This window comes from Exiguobacterium sp. s11, from assembly GCF_018619015.1.
In the GTDB taxonomy this organism is placed as follows: domain Bacteria; phylum Bacillota; class Bacilli; order Exiguobacteriales; family Exiguobacteriaceae; genus Exiguobacterium_A; species Exiguobacterium_A indicum.
Genome location: NZ_JACSNF010000004.1, coordinates 1 through 17,567 on the forward strand (window position 1 = coordinate 1; position 17,567 = coordinate 17,567).

General features: G+C 47.9%; 22 protein-coding genes, 10 tRNA genes, 1 rRNA gene and 1 riboswitch. Of the genes, 6 read left to right on the plus strand and 27 right to left on the minus strand.

Annotation, left to right across the window (positions count from 1 at the left end; all coding sequences use genetic code 11):
* From KNQ12_RS12505 to acpS, 20 genes are all read right to left on the minus strand, one after another.
* Positions 1–61, minus strand: a 16S ribosomal RNA gene (locus KNQ12_RS12505); the annotation flags it as partial.
* Between the two features lie 134 nt (positions 62–195).
* A tRNA-Ile gene (locus KNQ12_RS12510) sits at positions 196–272 on the minus strand.
* 18 nt (positions 273–290) lie between these two features.
* A tRNA-Arg gene (locus KNQ12_RS12515) sits at positions 291–367 on the minus strand.
* A gap of 4 nt (positions 368–371) precedes the next feature.
* Positions 372–458 (minus strand) — tRNA-Leu (locus tag KNQ12_RS12520).
* A gap of 17 nt (positions 459–475) precedes the next feature.
* A tRNA-Lys gene (locus KNQ12_RS12525) sits at positions 476–551 on the minus strand.
* 7 nt (positions 552–558) lie between these two features.
* Positions 559–630 (minus strand) — tRNA-Gln (locus tag KNQ12_RS12530).
* A 4-nt stretch (positions 631–634) separates the two neighbouring features.
* Positions 635–710 (minus strand) — tRNA-Asp (locus KNQ12_RS12535).
* A 36-nt stretch (positions 711–746) separates the two neighbouring features.
* Positions 747–822 (minus strand) — tRNA-Val (locus tag KNQ12_RS12540).
* Positions 823–825: 3 nt separating this feature from the next.
* A tRNA-Glu gene (locus tag KNQ12_RS12545) sits at positions 826–900 on the minus strand.
* Between the two features lie 49 nt (positions 901–949).
* Positions 950–1,041: transfer RNA gene (locus tag KNQ12_RS12550), tRNA-Ser, on the minus strand.
* Between the two features lie 7 nt (positions 1,042–1,048).
* Positions 1,049–1,123: transfer RNA gene (locus tag KNQ12_RS12555), tRNA-Asn, on the minus strand.
* 149 nt (positions 1,124–1,272) lie between these two features.
* The gene (locus KNQ12_RS12560) at positions 1,273–1,713 is read right to left on the minus strand and encodes a SprT family protein (RefSeq protein ID WP_023469618.1); all 441 of its coding nucleotides are present in this window, start codon (positions 1,711–1,713) and stop codon (positions 1,273–1,275) included.
* Positions 1,710–3,830, minus strand: coding sequence for a Tex family protein (locus KNQ12_RS12565; RefSeq protein WP_214748626.1), 2,121 nt, complete (start codon positions 3,828–3,830; stop codon positions 1,710–1,712). Before KNQ12_RS12565 ends, KNQ12_RS12560 begins: the two co-directional genes overlap by 4 nt.
* Before the next feature lie 63 nt (positions 3,831–3,893).
* Entirely contained in the window at positions 3,894–4,691 is a 798-nt protein-coding gene (sigB, locus tag KNQ12_RS12570) for an RNA polymerase sigma factor SigB (protein WP_023469620.1), read from the minus strand.
* Positions 4,657–5,139 (minus strand): anti-sigma B factor RsbW, encoded by a 483-nt coding sequence (gene rsbW / locus KNQ12_RS12575; protein ID WP_023469621.1) that lies wholly within the window; start codon positions 5,137–5,139, stop codon positions 4,657–4,659. The genes sigB and rsbW overlap by 35 nt, the downstream gene beginning before the upstream one ends.
* The gene (locus KNQ12_RS12580; RefSeq protein WP_023469622.1) at positions 5,136–5,462 is read right to left on the minus strand and encodes an STAS domain-containing protein; all 327 of its coding nucleotides are present in this window, start codon (positions 5,460–5,462) and stop codon (positions 5,136–5,138) included. Before KNQ12_RS12580 ends, rsbW begins: the two co-directional genes overlap by 4 nt.
* 194 nt (positions 5,463–5,656) lie before the next feature.
* On the minus strand, positions 5,657–6,007 hold the full coding sequence (locus KNQ12_RS12585) for a type II toxin-antitoxin system PemK/MazF family toxin (RefSeq protein WP_023469623.1): 351 nt from the start codon (positions 6,005–6,007) through the stop codon (positions 5,657–5,659).
* 3 nt (positions 6,008–6,010) lie between these two features.
* Positions 6,011–6,235 (minus strand): hypothetical protein, encoded by a 225-nt coding sequence (locus tag KNQ12_RS12590; RefSeq protein WP_023469624.1) that lies wholly within the window; start codon positions 6,233–6,235, stop codon positions 6,011–6,013.
* Positions 6,236–6,374: 139 nt separating this feature from the next.
* Positions 6,375–7,448 carry an alanine racemase gene (alr, locus tag KNQ12_RS12595; protein WP_214748629.1) on the minus strand — a complete coding sequence of 358 codons (1,074 nt, stop codon included), beginning with the start codon at positions 7,446–7,448 and terminating at the stop codon, positions 6,375–6,377.
* A complete protein-coding gene (acpS, locus tag KNQ12_RS12600; protein WP_214748632.1) occupies positions 7,426–7,806 on the minus strand; it encodes a holo-ACP synthase in 381 nt (126 codons plus the stop codon). Before acpS ends, alr begins: the two co-directional genes overlap by 23 nt.
* 68 nt (positions 7,807–7,874) lie before the next feature.
* On the opposite strand from acpS, the gene KNQ12_RS12605 reads away from it, so the two are divergent.
* Positions 7,875–8,615 (plus strand): rhomboid family intramembrane serine protease, encoded by a 741-nt coding sequence (locus KNQ12_RS12605; protein WP_064300646.1) that lies wholly within the window; start codon positions 7,875–7,877, stop codon positions 8,613–8,615.
* A gap of 48 nt (positions 8,616–8,663) precedes the next feature.
* Here the strand turns inward: KNQ12_RS12605 and KNQ12_RS12610 are convergent, their stop codons facing one another.
* From KNQ12_RS12610 to KNQ12_RS12620, 3 genes are read right to left on the minus strand one after another with little or no spacing between them, the layout of a single operon-like run.
* Positions 8,664–8,927, minus strand: coding sequence for a hypothetical protein (locus tag KNQ12_RS12610; RefSeq protein WP_023469628.1), 264 nt, complete (start codon positions 8,925–8,927; stop codon positions 8,664–8,666).
* Positions 8,928–8,946: 19 nt separating this feature from the next.
* Entirely contained in the window at positions 8,947–9,447 is a 501-nt protein-coding gene (locus KNQ12_RS12615; protein ID WP_023469629.1) for a hypothetical protein, read from the minus strand.
* Positions 9,437–9,712: a 4a-hydroxytetrahydrobiopterin dehydratase gene (locus tag KNQ12_RS12620; protein ID WP_023469630.1), complete on the minus strand. Its 276-nt coding sequence runs from the start codon at positions 9,710–9,712 to the stop codon at positions 9,437–9,439. The genes KNQ12_RS12615 and KNQ12_RS12620 overlap by 11 nt, the downstream gene beginning before the upstream one ends.
* Positions 9,713–9,875: 163 nt before the next feature.
* Between KNQ12_RS12620 and KNQ12_RS12625 the strand changes: the two genes are divergently transcribed.
* Both KNQ12_RS12625 and KNQ12_RS12630 read left to right on the plus strand, forming a co-directional pair.
* On the plus strand, positions 9,876–10,409 hold the full coding sequence (locus tag KNQ12_RS12625; protein WP_023469631.1) for a cysteine hydrolase family protein: 534 nt from the start codon (positions 9,876–9,878) through the stop codon (positions 10,407–10,409).
* A gap of 17 nt (positions 10,410–10,426) precedes the next feature.
* The gene (locus tag KNQ12_RS12630; protein ID WP_214748635.1) at positions 10,427–11,878 is read left to right on the plus strand and encodes a nicotinate phosphoribosyltransferase; all 1,452 of its coding nucleotides are present in this window, start codon (positions 10,427–10,429) and stop codon (positions 11,876–11,878) included.
* 50 nt (positions 11,879–11,928) lie between these two features.
* On the opposite strand, the gene KNQ12_RS12635 is transcribed toward KNQ12_RS12630, so the two are convergent.
* Positions 11,929–12,255: a hypothetical protein gene (locus KNQ12_RS12635; protein WP_023469633.1), complete on the minus strand. Its 327-nt coding sequence runs from the start codon at positions 12,253–12,255 to the stop codon at positions 11,929–11,931.
* Positions 12,256–12,397: 142 nt separating this feature from the next.
* On the opposite strand from KNQ12_RS12635, the gene KNQ12_RS12640 reads away from it, so the two are divergent.
* Positions 12,398–12,889 (plus strand): YwpF family protein, encoded by a 492-nt coding sequence (locus KNQ12_RS12640; RefSeq protein ID WP_023469634.1) that lies wholly within the window; start codon positions 12,398–12,400, stop codon positions 12,887–12,889.
* Here KNQ12_RS12640 and KNQ12_RS12645 read toward each other — a convergent pair.
* Entirely contained in the window at positions 12,886–13,476 is a 591-nt protein-coding gene (locus KNQ12_RS12645) for a histidine phosphatase family protein (RefSeq protein ID WP_214748638.1), read from the minus strand. The two genes, KNQ12_RS12640 and KNQ12_RS12645, sit on opposite strands and share 4 nt — an antisense overlap.
* A gap of 17 nt (positions 13,477–13,493) precedes the next feature.
* Positions 13,494–14,483 carry an alpha/beta hydrolase gene (locus tag KNQ12_RS12650; protein WP_214748641.1) on the minus strand — a complete coding sequence of 330 codons (990 nt, stop codon included), beginning with the start codon at positions 14,481–14,483 and terminating at the stop codon, positions 13,494–13,496.
* 170 nt (positions 14,484–14,653) lie between these two features.
* On the opposite strand from KNQ12_RS12650, the gene KNQ12_RS12655 reads away from it, so the two are divergent.
* Positions 14,654–15,667 carry a metal ABC transporter solute-binding protein, Zn/Mn family gene (locus KNQ12_RS12655; protein WP_214748644.1) on the plus strand — a complete coding sequence of 338 codons (1,014 nt, stop codon included), beginning with the start codon at positions 14,654–14,656 and terminating at the stop codon, positions 15,665–15,667.
* 69 nt (positions 15,668–15,736) lie between these two features.
* Positions 15,737–15,841, plus strand: a riboswitch (SAM riboswitch).
* A gap of 80 nt (positions 15,842–15,921) precedes the next feature.
* Positions 15,922–17,232 (plus strand): Na+/H+ antiporter NhaC family protein, encoded by a 1,311-nt coding sequence (locus tag KNQ12_RS12660; RefSeq protein WP_214748648.1) that lies wholly within the window; start codon positions 15,922–15,924, stop codon positions 17,230–17,232.
* 43 nt (positions 17,233–17,275) lie between these two features.
* Here KNQ12_RS12660 and KNQ12_RS12665 read toward each other — a convergent pair whose 3' ends face one another.
* Complete coding sequence (locus KNQ12_RS12665) at positions 17,276–17,479, minus strand: hypothetical protein (protein ID WP_023469639.1); 204 nt, start codon at positions 17,477–17,479, stop codon at positions 17,276–17,278.
* Positions 17,480–17,567 lie beyond the last annotated feature (88 nt).

Below are 17,567 nucleotides of genomic sequence, written 5' to 3' on the forward strand. Positions count from 1 at the left end.
CTTGCATGTATTAGGCACGCCGCCAGCGTTCGTCCTGAGCCAGGATCAAACTCTCCATGAAGTGTTTGACTTGCTCGTTGTGTGACCGAGGTCACGATTGACGAAGCTTGCGCTTCATTCGTTTTTGTATTCCGTAGAATACGATTTTTGCCTCATCGTTCAGTTTTCAAAGTTCGTCATTGTTTGTTTTGAAAATGGTGGGCCTAAGTGGACTCGAACCACCGACCTCACGCTTATCAGGCGTGCGCTCTAACCAGCTGAGCTATAGGCCCGTCAAAGCAAACAAAATATGGTGCACCCTGAGAGATTCGAACTCCCGACCCCTTGATTCGTAGTCAAGTACTCTATCCAGCTGAGCTAAGGGTGCGATATGGTGCGGTCGAGAGGACTTGAACCTCCACGATGTTGCCACCACTAGGCCCTCAACCTAGCGCGTCTACCGATTCCGCCACGACCGCAAATATGAAATTAAAAATGGTGTGTCATGCAGGATTCGAACCTGCGACCCTCTGATTAAAAGTCAGATGCTCTACCAACTGAGCTAATGACACATAAAAACTGGGCTGGAAGGGATCGAACCTTCGCGTGCTGGAATCAAAATCCAGTGCCTTACCACTTGGCTACAGCCCAAAAATGGCGGTCCTGACGGGATTCGAACCCGCGATCTCCTGCGTGACAGGCAGGCATGTTAACCGCTACACCACAGGACCGCAATTTGAAGTTGTAAACAACTCTTTAAAAAGAAATGGTGGAGGATGACGGGATCGAACCGCCGACCCCCTGCTTGTAAGGCAGGTGCTCTCCCAGCTGAGCTAATCCTCCATATGGTGACCCGTACGGGATTCGAACCCGTGTTACCGCCGTGAAAGGGCGGTGTCTTAACCGCTTGACCAACGGGCCATATCGTAATTAATAATTATTCTCAAGAAACATTTTCACATAAGAGGTCTGGCGGAGATGGAGGGATTCGAACCCTCGCACCAGTTTCCCGGCCTACACCCTTAGCAGGGGCGCCCCTTATAGCCACTTGGGTACATCTCCAAAAGAATGGCTCCGCAAGTAGGATTTGAACCTACGACCTACCGGTTAACAGCCGGTTGCTCTACCGCTGAGCTATTGCGGAACGTTACGTTCTGTTCGGAACACTTTTATATAGTAGCAACTTTTTTTCTTTCCGTCAATGCTTTTTTAAAAAAGTTTTTAGCGACGATAAGTTGTTTAGTTGCTGTCGTTTTGACGACTTCTATAATTTATCATGCTCCGAAATGAACGTCAACTACTTTTGTAAAAAATCTTTCCACGACATCGACCACATCGATATCTTTCCGTATTCATGCGTCTTTTCCTTCTATATAACGTGCTGCATTTCTCACATTCATAAAGATAGGATTTTTTTTCGTCTTCTTGTCTTCTCGGACTGTATCGAAGCCCATCGTAGCGCTCTAACCATTCCTTGAAGTCTTGATCTTGATGACGGTGTCCCATTCCTGCTAGATGTAAATGGTAGTGACACAGTTCATGAATCACGATTCCGCGGAAGACTTTCATATCATCGATATATCGTTTATTGAAGTCTAAATGATGATCGCCTAAGAAATAGCGACCACCTGTCGTCTTCAGCCGTGGATTAAAATAAGCTTTATGTCGAAACGGTAAGGAAAATACGTCGAGCGACAGTTGCTCGACGTATCGTTGTAATTGTTCATTCGTCATTTCGGCGGAACCAGTGTCAAACCAATCCGTCCCCGCTCTGGTTCAACATTCGTCACCCATACTGTCACGATATCCCCGACAGCGACGACATCAAGTGGATGCTTGACACGTTTACGACTGAGCTTCGAGATATGAATTAAACCATTCTCTTTCACTCCGATATCAACGAACGCACCAAAATCAAGAACATTCCGGACCGTCCCTTGGAACTCCATCCCGACTTGGATCATATCCATCGATAGAACATCTTGGCGGAGCAACGGTTTATCGAGCGCTTCCCGAGGGTCACGACCCGGACGTTGTAACGCTTCGATGATGTCACGTAATGTCGGCTCTCCGATCTCGAGCGTCTGTGCCATCTCCGGTAATGACAATGTAGACAATTGTTCCCGCACCGCATCCGTTCCAACTTGATCCAGCGTTAAGCCTAGTGTCTTAAATAACTTCTCGACTGTTTTGTACTGTTCCGGATGAATCGGCGTCCGGTCGAGCGGATGCGTACCTTCTAGAATTCGTAGGAATCCTGCTGCCTGTTCGTAGGCTTTTGCACCAAGACGAGGAACTTTCAATAATTCCTGGCGTGTCTTAAACGTCCCAAGTTCCGAGCGGCGTTCAACGATTTTTTTCGCCGTCGCCTTCGTGATTCCTGCGACATAACTCAAAAGCGGTTCTGACGCTGTATTAACATCAACTCCGACTTGGTTGACGACCGTCTCGACGACAAAATCAAGCGTCTCCTTCAGTTTTGTTTGCGAGACATCATGTTGATATTGACCGACTCCGACAGACTGCGGGTCGACTTTGACGAGTTCAGCCAGCGGATCCTGCAGGCGACGCGCAATCGAAATCGCGGATCGTTGTTCAACCTGAAGCTCTGGGAACTCTGTCCGGGCAATCTCTGAAGCGGAATAAATACTTGCCCCTGCCTCGTCGACGATCGTAAAGGCGATATCTTTTTGCCCCTTCATCCAGTCCGCAACGAATGCTTCTGTTTCCCGCGAAGCAGTTCCGTTCCCAATCGCAATCAATTCGATCCCGTATGTATCGACGAGCTGCGAAAGAGTTTGACGTGCTTCTTTCGCTTTTTGTTCTGACATCGTCACGTAGATGACGCCGACTTCCTTCATTTCACCTGTCGGATCGATGACTGCCCACTTACATCCTGTCCGGTAAGCCGGATCCAGTCCCAACATGACTTTCCCTTTCATCGGTGGCTGCATGTAGAGTTGGCGGAGATTCTTACCAAAGACGTCAATCGCTTGGATCTCTGCCTTTTCCGTCAGTTCGTTCCGAATTTCTCGTTCGATGGCAGGGAAGACGGATTTTTTATAGCCCGTCGTGATCGCTGCTTCGACGATATCACGTTTCTTCGGCGCCAGTTGTGCGTATGAACGAAGCAATGTTGGTAAAACCTGCTGTTCCTCTAACACGACTTTCACAGAGACGATTTTCAATGCTTCCGCACGGTTAATCGCAAGAATCCGGTGCGGAACGATCTGTTGGATACGCTCACTGTAGGCATAATACTGTGCAAAGACACCTTTTTCATCGACTGCATCCTTTTTCTGTTTCGTGACGATTTCTGCTGAACGGCGCATTTGCTTACGAATGAACTCACGCACCGTCGCTTGTTCGCCCCACTCCTCGGAAATGATCGATTGTGCCCCAGTAAGCGCTTCTTCCGGATCCAGCCCATTGCTCAAGCGATGGAATGTCGCTTCATCATAAGCAGACTTGTCGCGGAACCAGTCGGCAAGTGGTGCAAGCCCTGCTTCCCGTGCAATTTCCGCCTTTGTCCGACGTTTTGGTCGAAACGGTAAATAGATATCTTCGACTTGTTGTAACGTCGTCGCTTCCTCGAGCGTTCGACGGAGTTCCCGCGTCAATGCACCTTGCTCCTCGATTTTTTCAAGGACGTCACTCCGTCTACTTTCAAGTTGCGTTAATTGTTTATGTCGATCGAGAATCGCTTTGATCGCGACCTCATCGAGTTCACCTGTCTGTTCTTTCCGGTAGCGGGCGATGAACGGAATCGTACCGCCTTCTTCCGTCAATTGTAAGACTGCCTTCACTTGCGCAGGACGTACATTCAATTCACTTGCGATTCTCTTTTCCATCTGCTTCACCTCTCATTCATTATACCGAAGAACGCATGGAAAAGAAAAAAGACTGACACGAGGTCAGTCTTTTGAGAATACTTCATTTGGTTCGACTTTGATCGCTTCACGTAACTTCTGTAAAGCGCGTCGTTGGAGACGGGAAACGTGCATTTGCGAAATGCCGAGTAGTTCGCCCGTTTCTTTTTGACTCATATTACGGTAGTAGGCACATTCGAGAATCGAACGTTCGCGGTCCGTTAAGACAGCAAATGCCTTTTCAAGAATCAGACGCTGATCGACGGAGTCATAGCCGTTTTCTTGATTCCCGACGAGGTCGAGTAACGTAACAGTACTACCTTCCTGATCTGCCTCAATCGAACTATCAACGGATAACGCTTGATAGCTTTTACCCATCTCAAGTGTTTCGAGGACCTCCTCTTCCGATACTTCAAGACGCGCAGCAATCTCATCGATGCGCGGAGAGCGTTGCAACTCCGTCGTCAACTCCTCGACTGCCTTCTTGATTTTCGGTCCGAGTTCCTTGATGCGACGTGGAACGTGAACGCTCCATGTCTTATCGCGGATGAAACGTTTGATTTCACCGATGATCGTCGGAACAGCAAACGACTCAAAACTGCGACCGAATTCCTTATCGAAGCGACGAAGCGCTGCAAGCAACCCAATCATGCCGACCTGAACAAGATCGTCATGAATCGGTCGACCACGCGAGAACTTTCGGGCCAAAGCTTCTACCAAGTCTGAATAACGCTCGAGTAATGCCGCATGCACTTCCTCATCTTGGTCGTCCTGCTGATACAAATCAATCAGTCGAAGTACTTCATCATCACTGTGATGGCGTTGTTGAGACTTTGCTGGCACTTTGACCCACCTCATCTCTATTCATATATTTTGTCATATGGACAGTGACGCCGTTCGCTTTCTCGATCGTTACTTGATCCATCAATGCTTCGATCATCAAGATACCGAGTCCTCCTTCATGCAAGGAATCGAGATCGTGTGCATCCGTAATCGGTTCACTTTGGCGTTTGACCTCATCTTTATCGAACGTAATGCCGTTATCCTTGACGACAATCTCGAGACGATCATCCGGATAGACGTTACATGTCAAGGCGATGCTACCATCTTCTTTTCCTTCGTACGCATGTTGAACAGCGTTCGCACATGCTTCTGAGACAGCGATCTTGATATCTTCGATGTCATCATACGTGTATCCCATCCGGTTGGCGACACCTGAAACCGTCAGACGGGCAATGGCTACATATTCCGGTTTTGCCGGTAATGTCATGTTTAGTTGTTCGTTCTTCATTGCGTTCCACCTCTTACACCACTATCGATTGTAATGATGCTTGAAAGACCTGTAATTTCGAATAGACGACGGATGCGTTCAGAAACGCCGACGAGCGTGAACGATGTACCGTTCTTTTTCGCTGCTTTGAGTGCTCCGACGAACACGCCGAGACCTGTCGAATCCATGTAGTGTACTTCATCCAAATGGACGACGACATCGTTTGTTTCAACTGCCGGGACTAGTTCTTGGCGAAGCTTTGGTGCTGTATACGTATCAATCTCACCTGCGATATAAAGATGCGTCTGACCGTCAAGCTGCTCTGTTTTAATTGTTAAATCCATCTTCAAGTTCCTCCTCAAGGAAAATCTGTCTATGTGGTCTTGCTATTCATCCTACCTCATCCCTTTATAAAAAGGTCACTTGGGTATGTTTCCCCGTAAAGAAAACTTTAAAACCCATTTCATAAAAAAAGAGGTCAAAAAAAGTCGCATACGCTAGTATCGACTCTTCTTGTGTTGCGCTTCTATGTAAGTGCCTAAAAATCAACCAAGCCTAAGCTGATTGCGACGGCACTATTTACTTTCATCATCGTGTCTGGATCTAGATGTGTGACTTTATCCGTTAGACGGCGTTTATCAATTGTACGGATTTGCTCAAGTAAGATGACCGAATCACGTTCTAATCCGTGTCGCTCTCGATATACTTCCACATGGGTCGGTAGTTTGGCTTTGTCGATCTGTGCCGTGATCGCAGCCACGATGACTGTCGGGCTGAATCGGTTACCAATATCATTTTGTAGAACAAGCACGGGACGAACTCCCCCTTGTTCCGATCCGACCACAGGTGACAAATTTGCATAAAACACGTCGCCACGTTTGACTATCAAAGCTTACACCCCGCTTACTTGACGTAGGAGTGAGAACTCCGCCTCCGTTTCAATCTGGAACATTTCGCCAACGATCGATAAATTGATTGCTGCCATTTCTTCGTAACCACGTTTCAATTCCTCACGTAGCTGACGCTTGCGTTCTTCGGTCGTATGGTTCGACTTCATCCCAATCGTCTCCTTCGCTACATTTCGCTCAACAAACTGCATTTCCCGTTGTTGGACCAAGATAATGGCACCTCCAGATTCACTGAAACCTTAACGAACGACTCACTTTCTACTTCAATATATCAGTCGAATTCAGAAAATACAATCAAAATTCAAACAAATAACATATTTTTGCCATCTTATTGATGTCTTGTACGAATCATTGACGCGGCACGCGCTTCGAGAATTGGCAGAGAACTTCATAGTTGATTGTCCCAAGCCAATGGGCTGCTTCCTCGATTGGTGCCCCTTCTCCAATCAGAATGACTTCCGTCCCAATCGGATATTCCCGCGGTAAACGAATCATGAGCCGATCCATGCAGACACGACCGACGATTTCGCACGGCAGACCGTCTACGATCAACGAATAGCCTTGGAACTTGCGTGACCAGCCATCCGCGTAACCAATCGGAACGGTACCGATCCATTCATCCGTCGGTGCCGTATAGGTCGCCCCGTAACTGATCGTTTGACCGGGCTCGACTTGTTTGACCTGCATCAGACGACTTTTCAGTGAAAACGCCGGTTTTAAGAACTCGTAATGTCCTGCCATCTCATCCGACGGCATCGCCCCATATAGAGCGATACCGACTCGAACGACGTTAAACGGCGCTTGACCTGCTAGACGAATCGCTGCCGCCGAATTGGCACAGTGGATGTAACGGATATCCGGTACTAGTGCGACATACGATAAAAACGTCTTGAGCTGGCGCTCGAACAACTGACTGTTCAACTCGTCAGCAGTCGCGAAATGCGTATAGATGCCTTCGAGTTCGACGAGATCATCATCACATTCAGCAAGAATTCGCTTCAACTCATCGACATGTTGCAGTCCGAGTCGTCCCATTCCGGTATCGACCTTGATATGCAGACGAAGATGATCGATTTCTGTCAAATGACGTTTCGCTTCCTGAAGCCAATCGGCTGAAAAGACAGGAACGGCGACATCATAATTCGAAGCGACCGTCGCATGTTCCGGTAGTAAAGCCTCAAGCATCAAGATCGGTGCTTGGATACCCGCTTCTCGCAACTCGATCGCTTCTTCGAGGAGCGCGACAGCGAGTAAGTCGGCTCCGTTCTCAAGAGCGATTTCAGCGACCGTCACTGCCCCGTGACCATAGCCGTCCGCCTTGACGACCGCCATCACCTGTTGTTCGCCCATCCGTGTTTTGATTTCGCGTATATTATGTGCGATCGCTTCCCGATCGATTTCAATCCAAGTTGGTCGGTACATCCCATTCCCTCTTCTCTAATAAGACTTGCGCAGATGCATAATGCTCTGAATGTGTGATCGAGACGTGGATGACGCCATCGAATGGTCCACTCATGATTGGTCGCCCTGTCTCATCGTTTAAAACTTCAACGTCTTGCCAGGAAACTTCTTTTCCGACGCCGGTTCCGAATGCTTTGACGAACGCTTCCTTTGCAGCGAAACGTCCAGCGAGGTACTCGATGCGACGGTGTCCCGAAAGCGATTGAAATCGTTCCTGCTCTGCCTGTGTTAAGATTCTTCCAGCAAAACGTGGCTGCCGCTCAAGCGTTTGCTCGATTCGATCCAGTTCGACCAAATCGATTCCAATTCCATAAATCATCTGAGACGCCTCCACAGTTCTATTCTTCGCCATCTTCATATAGAATGAAGATGAAGCGAGGTGTTGTCATGTTTAGTCGAACGGAAAACCTACAAACGTTCACACGTTCTTATCCGGTCGTTTCGTTGTTCATTTTAATCCAAGTTGCCCTGTTTGTCATCGAACAGTTGGGCCCACTCCTTAATCTGACATTCTCTCCTCTAAATGCAGGGGCATCCATCAATCTCTTAATCGAACAAGGTGAATGGTGGCGTGTCGTCACAGCAACGTTCTTGCATTACGATTTTTGGCACATTGCGTTCAATACGTTTGCTCTCGTCATCTTCGCTCCACCGCTTGAGCGGATGATTGGTCATGGTCGATTTGCTGCCTTTTACTTGCTCGTTGGTACGCTCGCGAACATCTTGACGTACTTCACGAAAATCAATGAACCGTTTTATGGTCAAGCTGGAGCATCGGGTGCCATTCTTGGTTTGCTTGGTTTTTATGTCTACTTGAGTCGATTCAAGCGGACGGTCATCCTAGCAGATGATACGCGTCTTGTGTATATCTTCACTGCAGTCACGGCAGTCTTTACGTTGCTCGGATCGAACGTTGCTGTCTTTGGTCATTTGTACGGTTTCGTCCTCGGATTCCTCTTCGGATTCGTCTTTGGTAATCGTGCCGTTCCATTCACACGTCCGTTCCAAACCGGTCGTCGATCGAGCGGTGGACCTGTCTTCGTAAGCGGTTCTGGTCAACTCGGTCGGATCTTCTTCTATATCATCATCGCGTTTGCCGTACTCGGATTATTCTTCCGCTACTTGTAAAATGGCATAAAAAAAGGACTCCGCTACACGCGCGAGTCCTTTTTTTGCTTATTTGCGAAGTACTTCTGCTAAGTCCTTCACGTCGTCAATCAGATTATGGATCGTCTCCTGATTGTCCGTATAGAGTGCTTTTAGTTCTTCAAAGCGCCCTTTTGGATCTTGTTTGACAGCAGACAATTGTGTTCCTGCGCCGCTGAATGTCCGTTTCACTGCTGCAAACTGCGCTTGGCGCGTATCTTTATGCAGTAGTGATAAAGTAGCGCCGACGAGTGCGCCACCGAGTGTTGCTACGACAAAATAGTTCTTTTTCATCTGTTAGTCCCCCTGCATCTCACTCATTTGTTGGTGGTACGATTTGATACCGTTTCATGACGGGAGAAGGCGCGAACGACTTCCCTGCCTCTTCAGCATACTGGTCTACCGTAAGACGTTCAACTGATTTTGCATAACGAGCTCCGTCCCCTGTCTCTTGGAACTGAATCAATAAGGCAAGATCCGTCCCCTTCTCGACACGTCCAATCCGAAATGCCTGGAAGCCACCATATTCTGCTCCGATGACTTTCGGATTCGACATCACTTGATGTACGAATAGATCTCCGCTATTTTGATCTGCCGGAATCGACCAGTAGAAGAGACTGCCTTCGTCCGAAAAATTGCCACGTGATTCGAGCAACGTATAGGTATTGCCACTTTGAAAAGGTGATTTCGAGTCCGTCTCCATCCAGAGGATGGCATCGCCGCTTCCGCTAGCGACACGAATATGAGCATCACGGGAACGAATTTGTTCAACGAACGAACCGCTACCGAATGTAATCGAAAGTTTAGATGGCATCACAGGCCTCCGCAAGTTGAAAGTCTTTTTCCGTCAATCCGTTTTCATCATGAGTCGTCGCTGCAAGTGTGACGTTTTTATAGTCGATCACGATTCGTGGATGATGATTCAAGTTTTCAGCGATACTTCCGACTTCCTGTACGAAATCCAGTGCCGCAGGAAACGATGCAAGTGTATAGGTCCGGACGATTTCATCATCCACGACACTCCAATCTTGCAACCGCTCAAGACGCTCTTCCACTTCATACTCATTCAACCTAGCCATCCCTTTCTCCTCCTCTACTATCATTTTCGTCCTATACCTTATACCCCATTCTTTTACTTCTCTATACCTGTTTGTATCCGATTTCTTCCTTTTGCCTTCTGTGTGAGATAGAGTACAATGTGAAAGAGAACACTAATTCAAAATCGGAAAGGGGCTTACGCATATGCGCGCTCTGATTGTCATTGATTACACGATCGATTTCGTTGCTGACGAAGGAAAGCTGACTTGTGGAAAACCAGGACAAGCGATTGAAGATCGAATTGCTACGTTGATGGAGGAGTTTTCAACGGAAGACTACGTCGTCATCGCTAACGATATTCACGAAGAAGGCGATACATTCCACCCGGAAACCGTTCTCTTCCCGCCACATAATATCCGCGGAACACATGGACGTGATCTGTTCGGGAAAGTCGCAGCCATGGCACGGGTCGCTGATCACGTCATCGACAAGACGCGTTATAGTGCGTTCGCCGGGACGGACCTCGATTTACGCTTGCGTGAACGCGGTATCCACGAAGTCCACCTCGTCGGTGTCTGTACGGACATTTGTGTCCTTCATACAGCTGTCGATGCCTACAATCTCGGATATCGTATCGTCGTTCATGCCGATGCGGTCGCAAGCTTTAACGCGACTGGTCACGAGTGGGCGCTTACACACTTTAAACAATCGATCGGCGCAGAAGTCGTCGGCGAATAAGAAGGGATCTGTCCGTCATGTTACAACGTAATCTTGCACTCCATACCGATCTGTACTTACCACGGTGGATGTATATCTATTGGAAAGAAGGACGTCATAATGAACGTGCCGTCTTTGATGTTTACTACCGTTCGAATCCGTTCGCAGGAGGCTATGTCGTCTTTGCGGGTCTCGAAAATATCATCGAGTATATTCAAACACTCCGTTTCACGGAAGAAGATATCACGTACTTGCAAGAGATGATTGGCTTCCCGGATGAGTTCAAGGATGAACTGCGTCAGTTCAAGTTCAATGGCTCGATTTCAAGTGTCAAAGAAGGCGAGATCGTCTTCCCGAACGAACCACTGATTCGGATCGAGGCACGCATCTTTGAAGCAAAACTCTTACAGACCGCGATTCTGAACATCGCGAACCACGAATCGCTCATCGCGACGAAATACGCACGTATTCGTCAATCGGCTCCCCGTGCGAAGTTCCTCGAAGCTGGTGCCCGTCGCGCGCAAGGCATCGATGCCGCTTACTTCGGTACGCGTGCTTCATACCTGGCTGGTTTTGACGTCACAAGTCTTGCTTCAGCAGGACGCGACTTCGGCATTCCGTGTGGTGGAACGATGGAACATGCCGACATTCAATTCCACGATGACGAATTGACGGCATTCCGGACATTCGCTTCTCATTATCCGGATCAGGCGACATTACTTGTCGATACGTACGATACGCTCAAGAGTGGTCTTCCGAATGCGATCACGGTTGCGAAGGAACTCCAAGCCAAAGGGCATAAACTGCGCGGCATCCGGATCGATTCTGGCGACTTATCCTACCTGTCAAAACGTGCCCGTAACATGCTTGACGAAGCTGGCTTCCCGGAAGTCGACATCGTCTTATCAGGGGACCTCGACGAATACGTCATCCAGGACTTGCGCATCCAAGGTGCCCAAGCCAATACGTTCCTCGTCGGAACACGCGGCATCACGGCTTACGAGCAACCGGCTCTTGGGATGGTTTATAAACTGGTCGCACGTGAAGTAGATGGCGAGCTCGTACCCGTCATTAAAGTATCCTCGTCAAAAGCCAAGACGACGACGCCCCATATCAAGGAAGTCTATCGCATCATCGATCCGGTGACGGATAAGTTCAAAGGCGATTACGTGACGTTGATGGACGAAAATCCGTCGACACTTGAAGCTGTCGATCTCATCGACGTTCGGGACCCATCGTTCCGAAATCGCATTGAACAGTTCAAGGTCGAGCGGTTACTTGAACCAATCTTCAAAGATGGAGAACTGGTCTATACGGTCCCAACGATCGAAGAAAGTCGCCACTTCCACGAAACACAGATCGGTCGTCTGTGGGAAGAGTACAAACGGCTACGTTTGCCAGAGATCTATGCTGTCACATTCAGCGATCGTCTCTGGAAGCTCAAACTCGACATGATTCGGGATACCCGACTGGCAAGTGGGTTAAAATAAGACGCCAAAAAGCGCCGTTCTTCCTCCCTCAGGATGAACGGCGCTTTTTCTCATGTTAATCCTGCTTCGTTTCCGACAGGTGTCATTTCTGTTGGCGCTTGTTCCATCTTCTTACGAAAGTACCATGCGAAGCCAAGTGCACCTCCGATGAAGACGATATACGTGATGCGTTGACCGAATTCAGCTAAGGAATCCGCGTAGAAAATACTGATTAAATGATCACTTCCACTAATGAGTAGCAAACAGGCAATCAGGAGCGCAATGCGATATGCAAGCGTCGGGCGGTCTGTCGGTTCAGCATGCCAATACATGATGATATGGTGGGCAAGTAGAATGATACCCAGGATTCCTAATATTCCAATGAGTACTTGCGGCATAATGAACGATCCTCCTGTTTAGTAGTATCTAGTCTTATTTAAACATAGTTCATACGAATTTCGTCAGGAAAAGTTTCCCGTCTTACATTCCTCACGGTATACTGTAGGAAAATCGTAAGCGATCAAGGGAGGGCATTTTTTCATGAAAACCTTTAAGTTATGCACATTACGCATTTTAATGGATGAGTCAGGACGTGATACGACGATTCCCGTCGCCATTCAGGACGGATTGACGGTCAGTACCGAACAGACGGCACAGTGGGTTGCAGAAATCGTCGTTCCTCCAACGGATCAGCCGATCGTCGATGAATTGTTCACAAAACATTTACGTGCTTTGATTGAAATCACGATCTCACGACCTGATAATGACCCTGCCGCGATGATCGTCACGCCTCTTGAACGGACTGTCTTAAGCGAAAACGTCTCATATGTCTTCACGGGTAAGATGGTCATGATGAAAAATGATTTATCTGAATCGATCTTACGCGAAGTCGTCGAAGATGGATTCGCTGGCGAAGAACTCGTTCAAGAGTATAAGGATCGTCGTTCAAAACGTGGTGCCCATATCACAAGTATCGCTAAAGAAACGTTCAAACAATATTTGACAGAGCATCCGAACACACCCGTCTCTTAAGGTTTTTCGACCTCGTCCGTGATGTGGTCTGCTACGTTGATGCGATCAATCGTATAGTGATCCGTATGATAGATATAATTCGCACACGCGTTTTTCAAAGGTGTCCGGTAACTGAATGTCGCATCAATCGACGATAATGCTGCCTTGATCGTATGCGAGTGACAAACGATTAGAATTCGTTTCCCTTCATACGTGCGTGTCACTTCCTGTAGCGCCTCGAACACGCGATCCTGGATGGCTTGTTCCGTTTCAAGACCCGGCACAAGTGTCGTATCGTTCGCTTGAACAGCCTCGTAAATCGCTGCGACTGGTTCACCGGAAGCGGCTCCGAATTCGCGTTCGACAAGTCGCTCGTCTGTCGCTGTAATCGTTAAGCCAACAGCACGACCGATGATTTCCGCCGTCTCAACGGCACGCGACAAGGGACTTGCTAATAAGACATCCCACTTTTCATTCGATAGATAAGCGGCGCTGAGTTCCGCTTGTCTTCTTCCTGTTGCATTCAACGGGATATCTTCTCTTCCTTGAATCCGTTCGTTTAAGTTCCAATCCGTCTGACCATGCCGCACTAAACAAATTTCAGTCATGTCTCTGTCTCCCTCACTTAAGAAATATGACTGATTGTATCATGTTTTCCATTCGGAAGTTGTCGAGGTGGCAACAGTAGTACCTGACAGGTGAAATGTTCAATTCGTTCAAGCAATCGTTCGATCTTTAACGGATTTTCCGTCTGAGCGAAACTAGCAAGTGAGTGCGTACCATTCGGAAAGGAAAACAAACGAACATCGGCTCCGACATCCGCTCCCTTCTCAACGAAATGCAAGGCTTGAGAAAACGGAACAATCGGATCTTTTTTACCGTGCAAGAGCATGATTGGCGGAGCATCCGACGATAAATGTGTGACGGGTGAGACGTGCGTCATCAGCTTGCGCCATTCTTCTCGTCCCCCCTTGTAGAACTTAATATGGGCAATCCAAGTCTGAATGAAATTAAACAGCAAAAAGTTCGTCGGTGGATATAAAGCGATCACACCACTGATCAATGGCATGTGCCGCTCATCGCGCTCACCAACGAAAGCAGATGGGGCAAGTGCCGTCGTCAGCATGAGTGAGGCTCCGGCTGAATCTCCCCATACCATCATCCGTCCTCTTAGAATGCGAAGACCCTCTGCTTCCTTATTCAAAAAACATAACGCATCCCGTACATCTTCGAGGTTATCCGGAAAATAACTGCCCTCTTCGAACAAACGATACTCAATACTACAGACGGCAACTCTGAGTTCAAGTAGTCGATCAACGATTGGACTAAAGCAGAACATGTCATCGCGCTCTCCACGAACGAATGCACCACCGTGTGCATAGATGGCAACTGGAAACGGTCCTTCTCCTGGTGGATAATAGAGATCGAGTTGTAAGATGCGGTCTCCCACCTGTTTGTAGGTGAGCGTCCGCGGTGCAAGTTGTTTTTCTGTGAGTGGCAAGGCGGGTTCGGTCCATCGAAGTAGTGCACCATAATTGTTCCAGATACTCGCTCCCGCTGCTGCCGTCGTCAATAATGCAGCTCCCCCCATTAGCCATGCAGTTTCACGTTTCACTTGATCACCTCCAAAAAGACGTGCTAGTTTCTTCACTTTATTATCCTTCTACCCCGTTTTAAAAGATGTCGAACGTCTCGGTATTCCTACTTGACGCTTCACCAGCGTTCCGCTATAGTGAGAAAGTCCAAATCGGAATTGTTACGTTTTAATAATGGAGGTATCATATAATGAAAAAAATTATTCCTGCTTTAACAATCGCCTTCGCGAGTGCAAGTGTCCTCGCCGCTTGCGGTTCGAATACCGATTCATCGACTTCAGATAAAACCCAGACAGAAGTCTATGCATCAACGTTCGCAACAGCTGCTATTGCCCGCGAAATCGGTGGTGATCAAGTCGACGTCAAGATGATCGTCCCACCTGGAGCAGATCCTCACTCTTACGAGCCGACGTCAAAACAACTCACTGAAATTGCTAAGGGTGACTTGTTCCTCTTAACGGGCACGACGCTCGAGCCATATTCGAAAAAAATTCAGGAGAGTCTAAACGGCACGGACGTCCGCTTCGTCGAGACGAGTAAGGACGTCAACTTACTGGAATCTGATGCTACACTCCATGCACATGAAGAAGAGGGGCATAGTGAAGACGAACATGCCCACGAAGAAGAAGGGCACGATGATCACGCAACGGATGAACCTGCGCATGAAGAAGAAGGCCATGACCACGGAAAATACGATCCACACGTCTGGCTCGATCCTACCAATGCAAAAGCAATGGCACGTTCCATCACAGTCGCTCTATCAAAAGAAGTACCAAAAGACAAAGCGACATTCGAGAAAAACTTAAAAGCGTTCGATCAGCAAGCTGACGCACTAGATAAAGAATTCAAACAAGCCGTCGCTGATGGATCGAAAAAAGAACTTCTCGTTACGCATGCCGCTTACGGTTACCTCGCAGAACGATATGGTTTCACGCAACTGCCGATCGCGGGAATTTCTCCTTCCGATGAACCGTCACAAAAGCAACTGGCTGCTTTAGTGAAAGAAGCACGGATGCATGATTTGAAATACGTCGCGTTCGAAGAGACGGTCTCACCGAAGGTCGCACGTGTCATCCAAAAAGAAATCGGAGCTGAATCCGTGACGATTCATAATCTAGAGTCCGTCACGAAAGCACAGCAAAACAGCTCTTATTTTAAATTGATGGAAGAAAACGTCCAGACGTTAAAACAAGCACTTCAGTAAAGTACAGTTGACACGCGTTACTCAATGCGGTACGGTAAGAAACGTGTTTTACAACAATTGAATGACTTCTTTTTATCGCGAGAAACGGAGGGACTGGCCCAATGATGTTTCGGCAGCGGACGATTTGATTCGTACTGTGCCAAATCCAGCAAGCGAAAGCTTGAGAGATAAGAAGAGCGTCTTTATTTCATAAAGACCTCCTTCTTTCTTGCGAAGGGGTCTTTTTTGTATCTTTGAGAAACGAGGTGTCAACAATGAATGAAACGATCACGCCTAACAAATGGGCACTGCTTCCCCTCGTCGTATTCCTGGTCCTCTTCATCGGAGCCGGAATCTTCTATGACGACTTTTACGAATTTCCGATCCTTATCGCCGCATTGATCGCTTTGATCTTTGCTGCAATCACAACGAAAGGATCCATCAATCAAACGGTCGAACGAATCGCAACGGGTGCCGGAAATCCCGATATCATGATCATGGTCTTCATCTTCTTATTAGCCGGTACGTTTTCTGGAACGGCAGAAGCAATCGGTGCCATCGATGCAACCGTCAATGCTGCTTTGACGTTCCTACCTCCGTCATTACTGATGAGTGGTCTGTTTATCATCGCTGCCTTCATCTCGATGGCAATGGGAACATCGACTGGAACGATTGCTGCACTCGCGCCGATCGCCTTCGGTATTCATGAAGCGACAGGCATCAACGTTGCGATCGCAGCAGCGTCAGTCGTTGGTGGTTCGATGTTCGGCGATAACCTGTCGTTCATCTCGGATACAACGATCGCTGCCGTCCGTACCCAAAAAACGAACATGCGCGATAAGTTCCGGACGAACTTCATGATCGTTCTCCCAGCTGCTATCTTGACGATCATCTTACTTGCGTTCGTTTCTGGCTCTGGCGATGCGGTAACGGCCAAAGCATTCGAGTTCTACAAGCTGATTCCATATCTCGCTGTCATCGTCCTTGCGCTATTTGGTGTCAACGTCATCCTTGTCCTCGTCGGTGGTACATTGCTCACTGGTATCATCGGTATGATTGACGGTAGCTTCGGCTTAAGCGGTTTCGTCCTCTCGATGTCAAAAGGAATGATGGGCATGGCGGAGATTTCCATCTTGACACTCCTCATGGGTGGTCTCGTCAGCTTGATCACGTTCAACGGTGGAATCGTCTACTTGAAAGAGACGTTGACGCGCAAGATTTCTCAGCGTCGCGGTGCCGAATTCAGTATGGCAGCACTCGTCAGTGCGACGAATCTCGCAACGGCGAACAATACGATCTCGATTCTCGTCGCTGGACCACTGGCGGCTGAAATCGCTGATACGTACGAGATTGATCGTAAGAAATCAGCGAGTATTCTCGATATCTTCTCTTGTGGTATCCAAGGCATCATTCCGTATGGCGCGCAACTCTTGATTGCAGCAGAATTGACGAAAACGGCTTCACCGGAACTGATTCCGTATCTGTTCTATCCGTTCCTGCTCTTCGTCTGTGGATCGATTGCCATCTTCTTTGGATTGCCACGTATGAAGAAGACAGCGACGAAGCAAGAAAGAATTTCTTCGTAACCATAAAACAGGTCCAATCGCGTCGACGATTGAACCTGTTTTATTATTTTTTCTGCTTCGCTTGTCGTTCTAAGATTAAGTAAGCGATTGCCGGAAGCGGGAATTGAACGAGTCCAGCACCTCCCCAAACCCATGGATTACGTCCTGACTTTCGCGCACTAAGAAACAGACCCACTGCCTGCGTTACTAACAAGGCGCCAATGCTAAGCCAAGTACATTTGGATAGCTTTTTATTCTTTTGAGCCATCTTTTCTCCCCCTCTTTTAACACACGATTAAATCTCATGATTCTTTTCTATTTTACCTTATTTCATTCCTCCATGAGCATGGAAACGG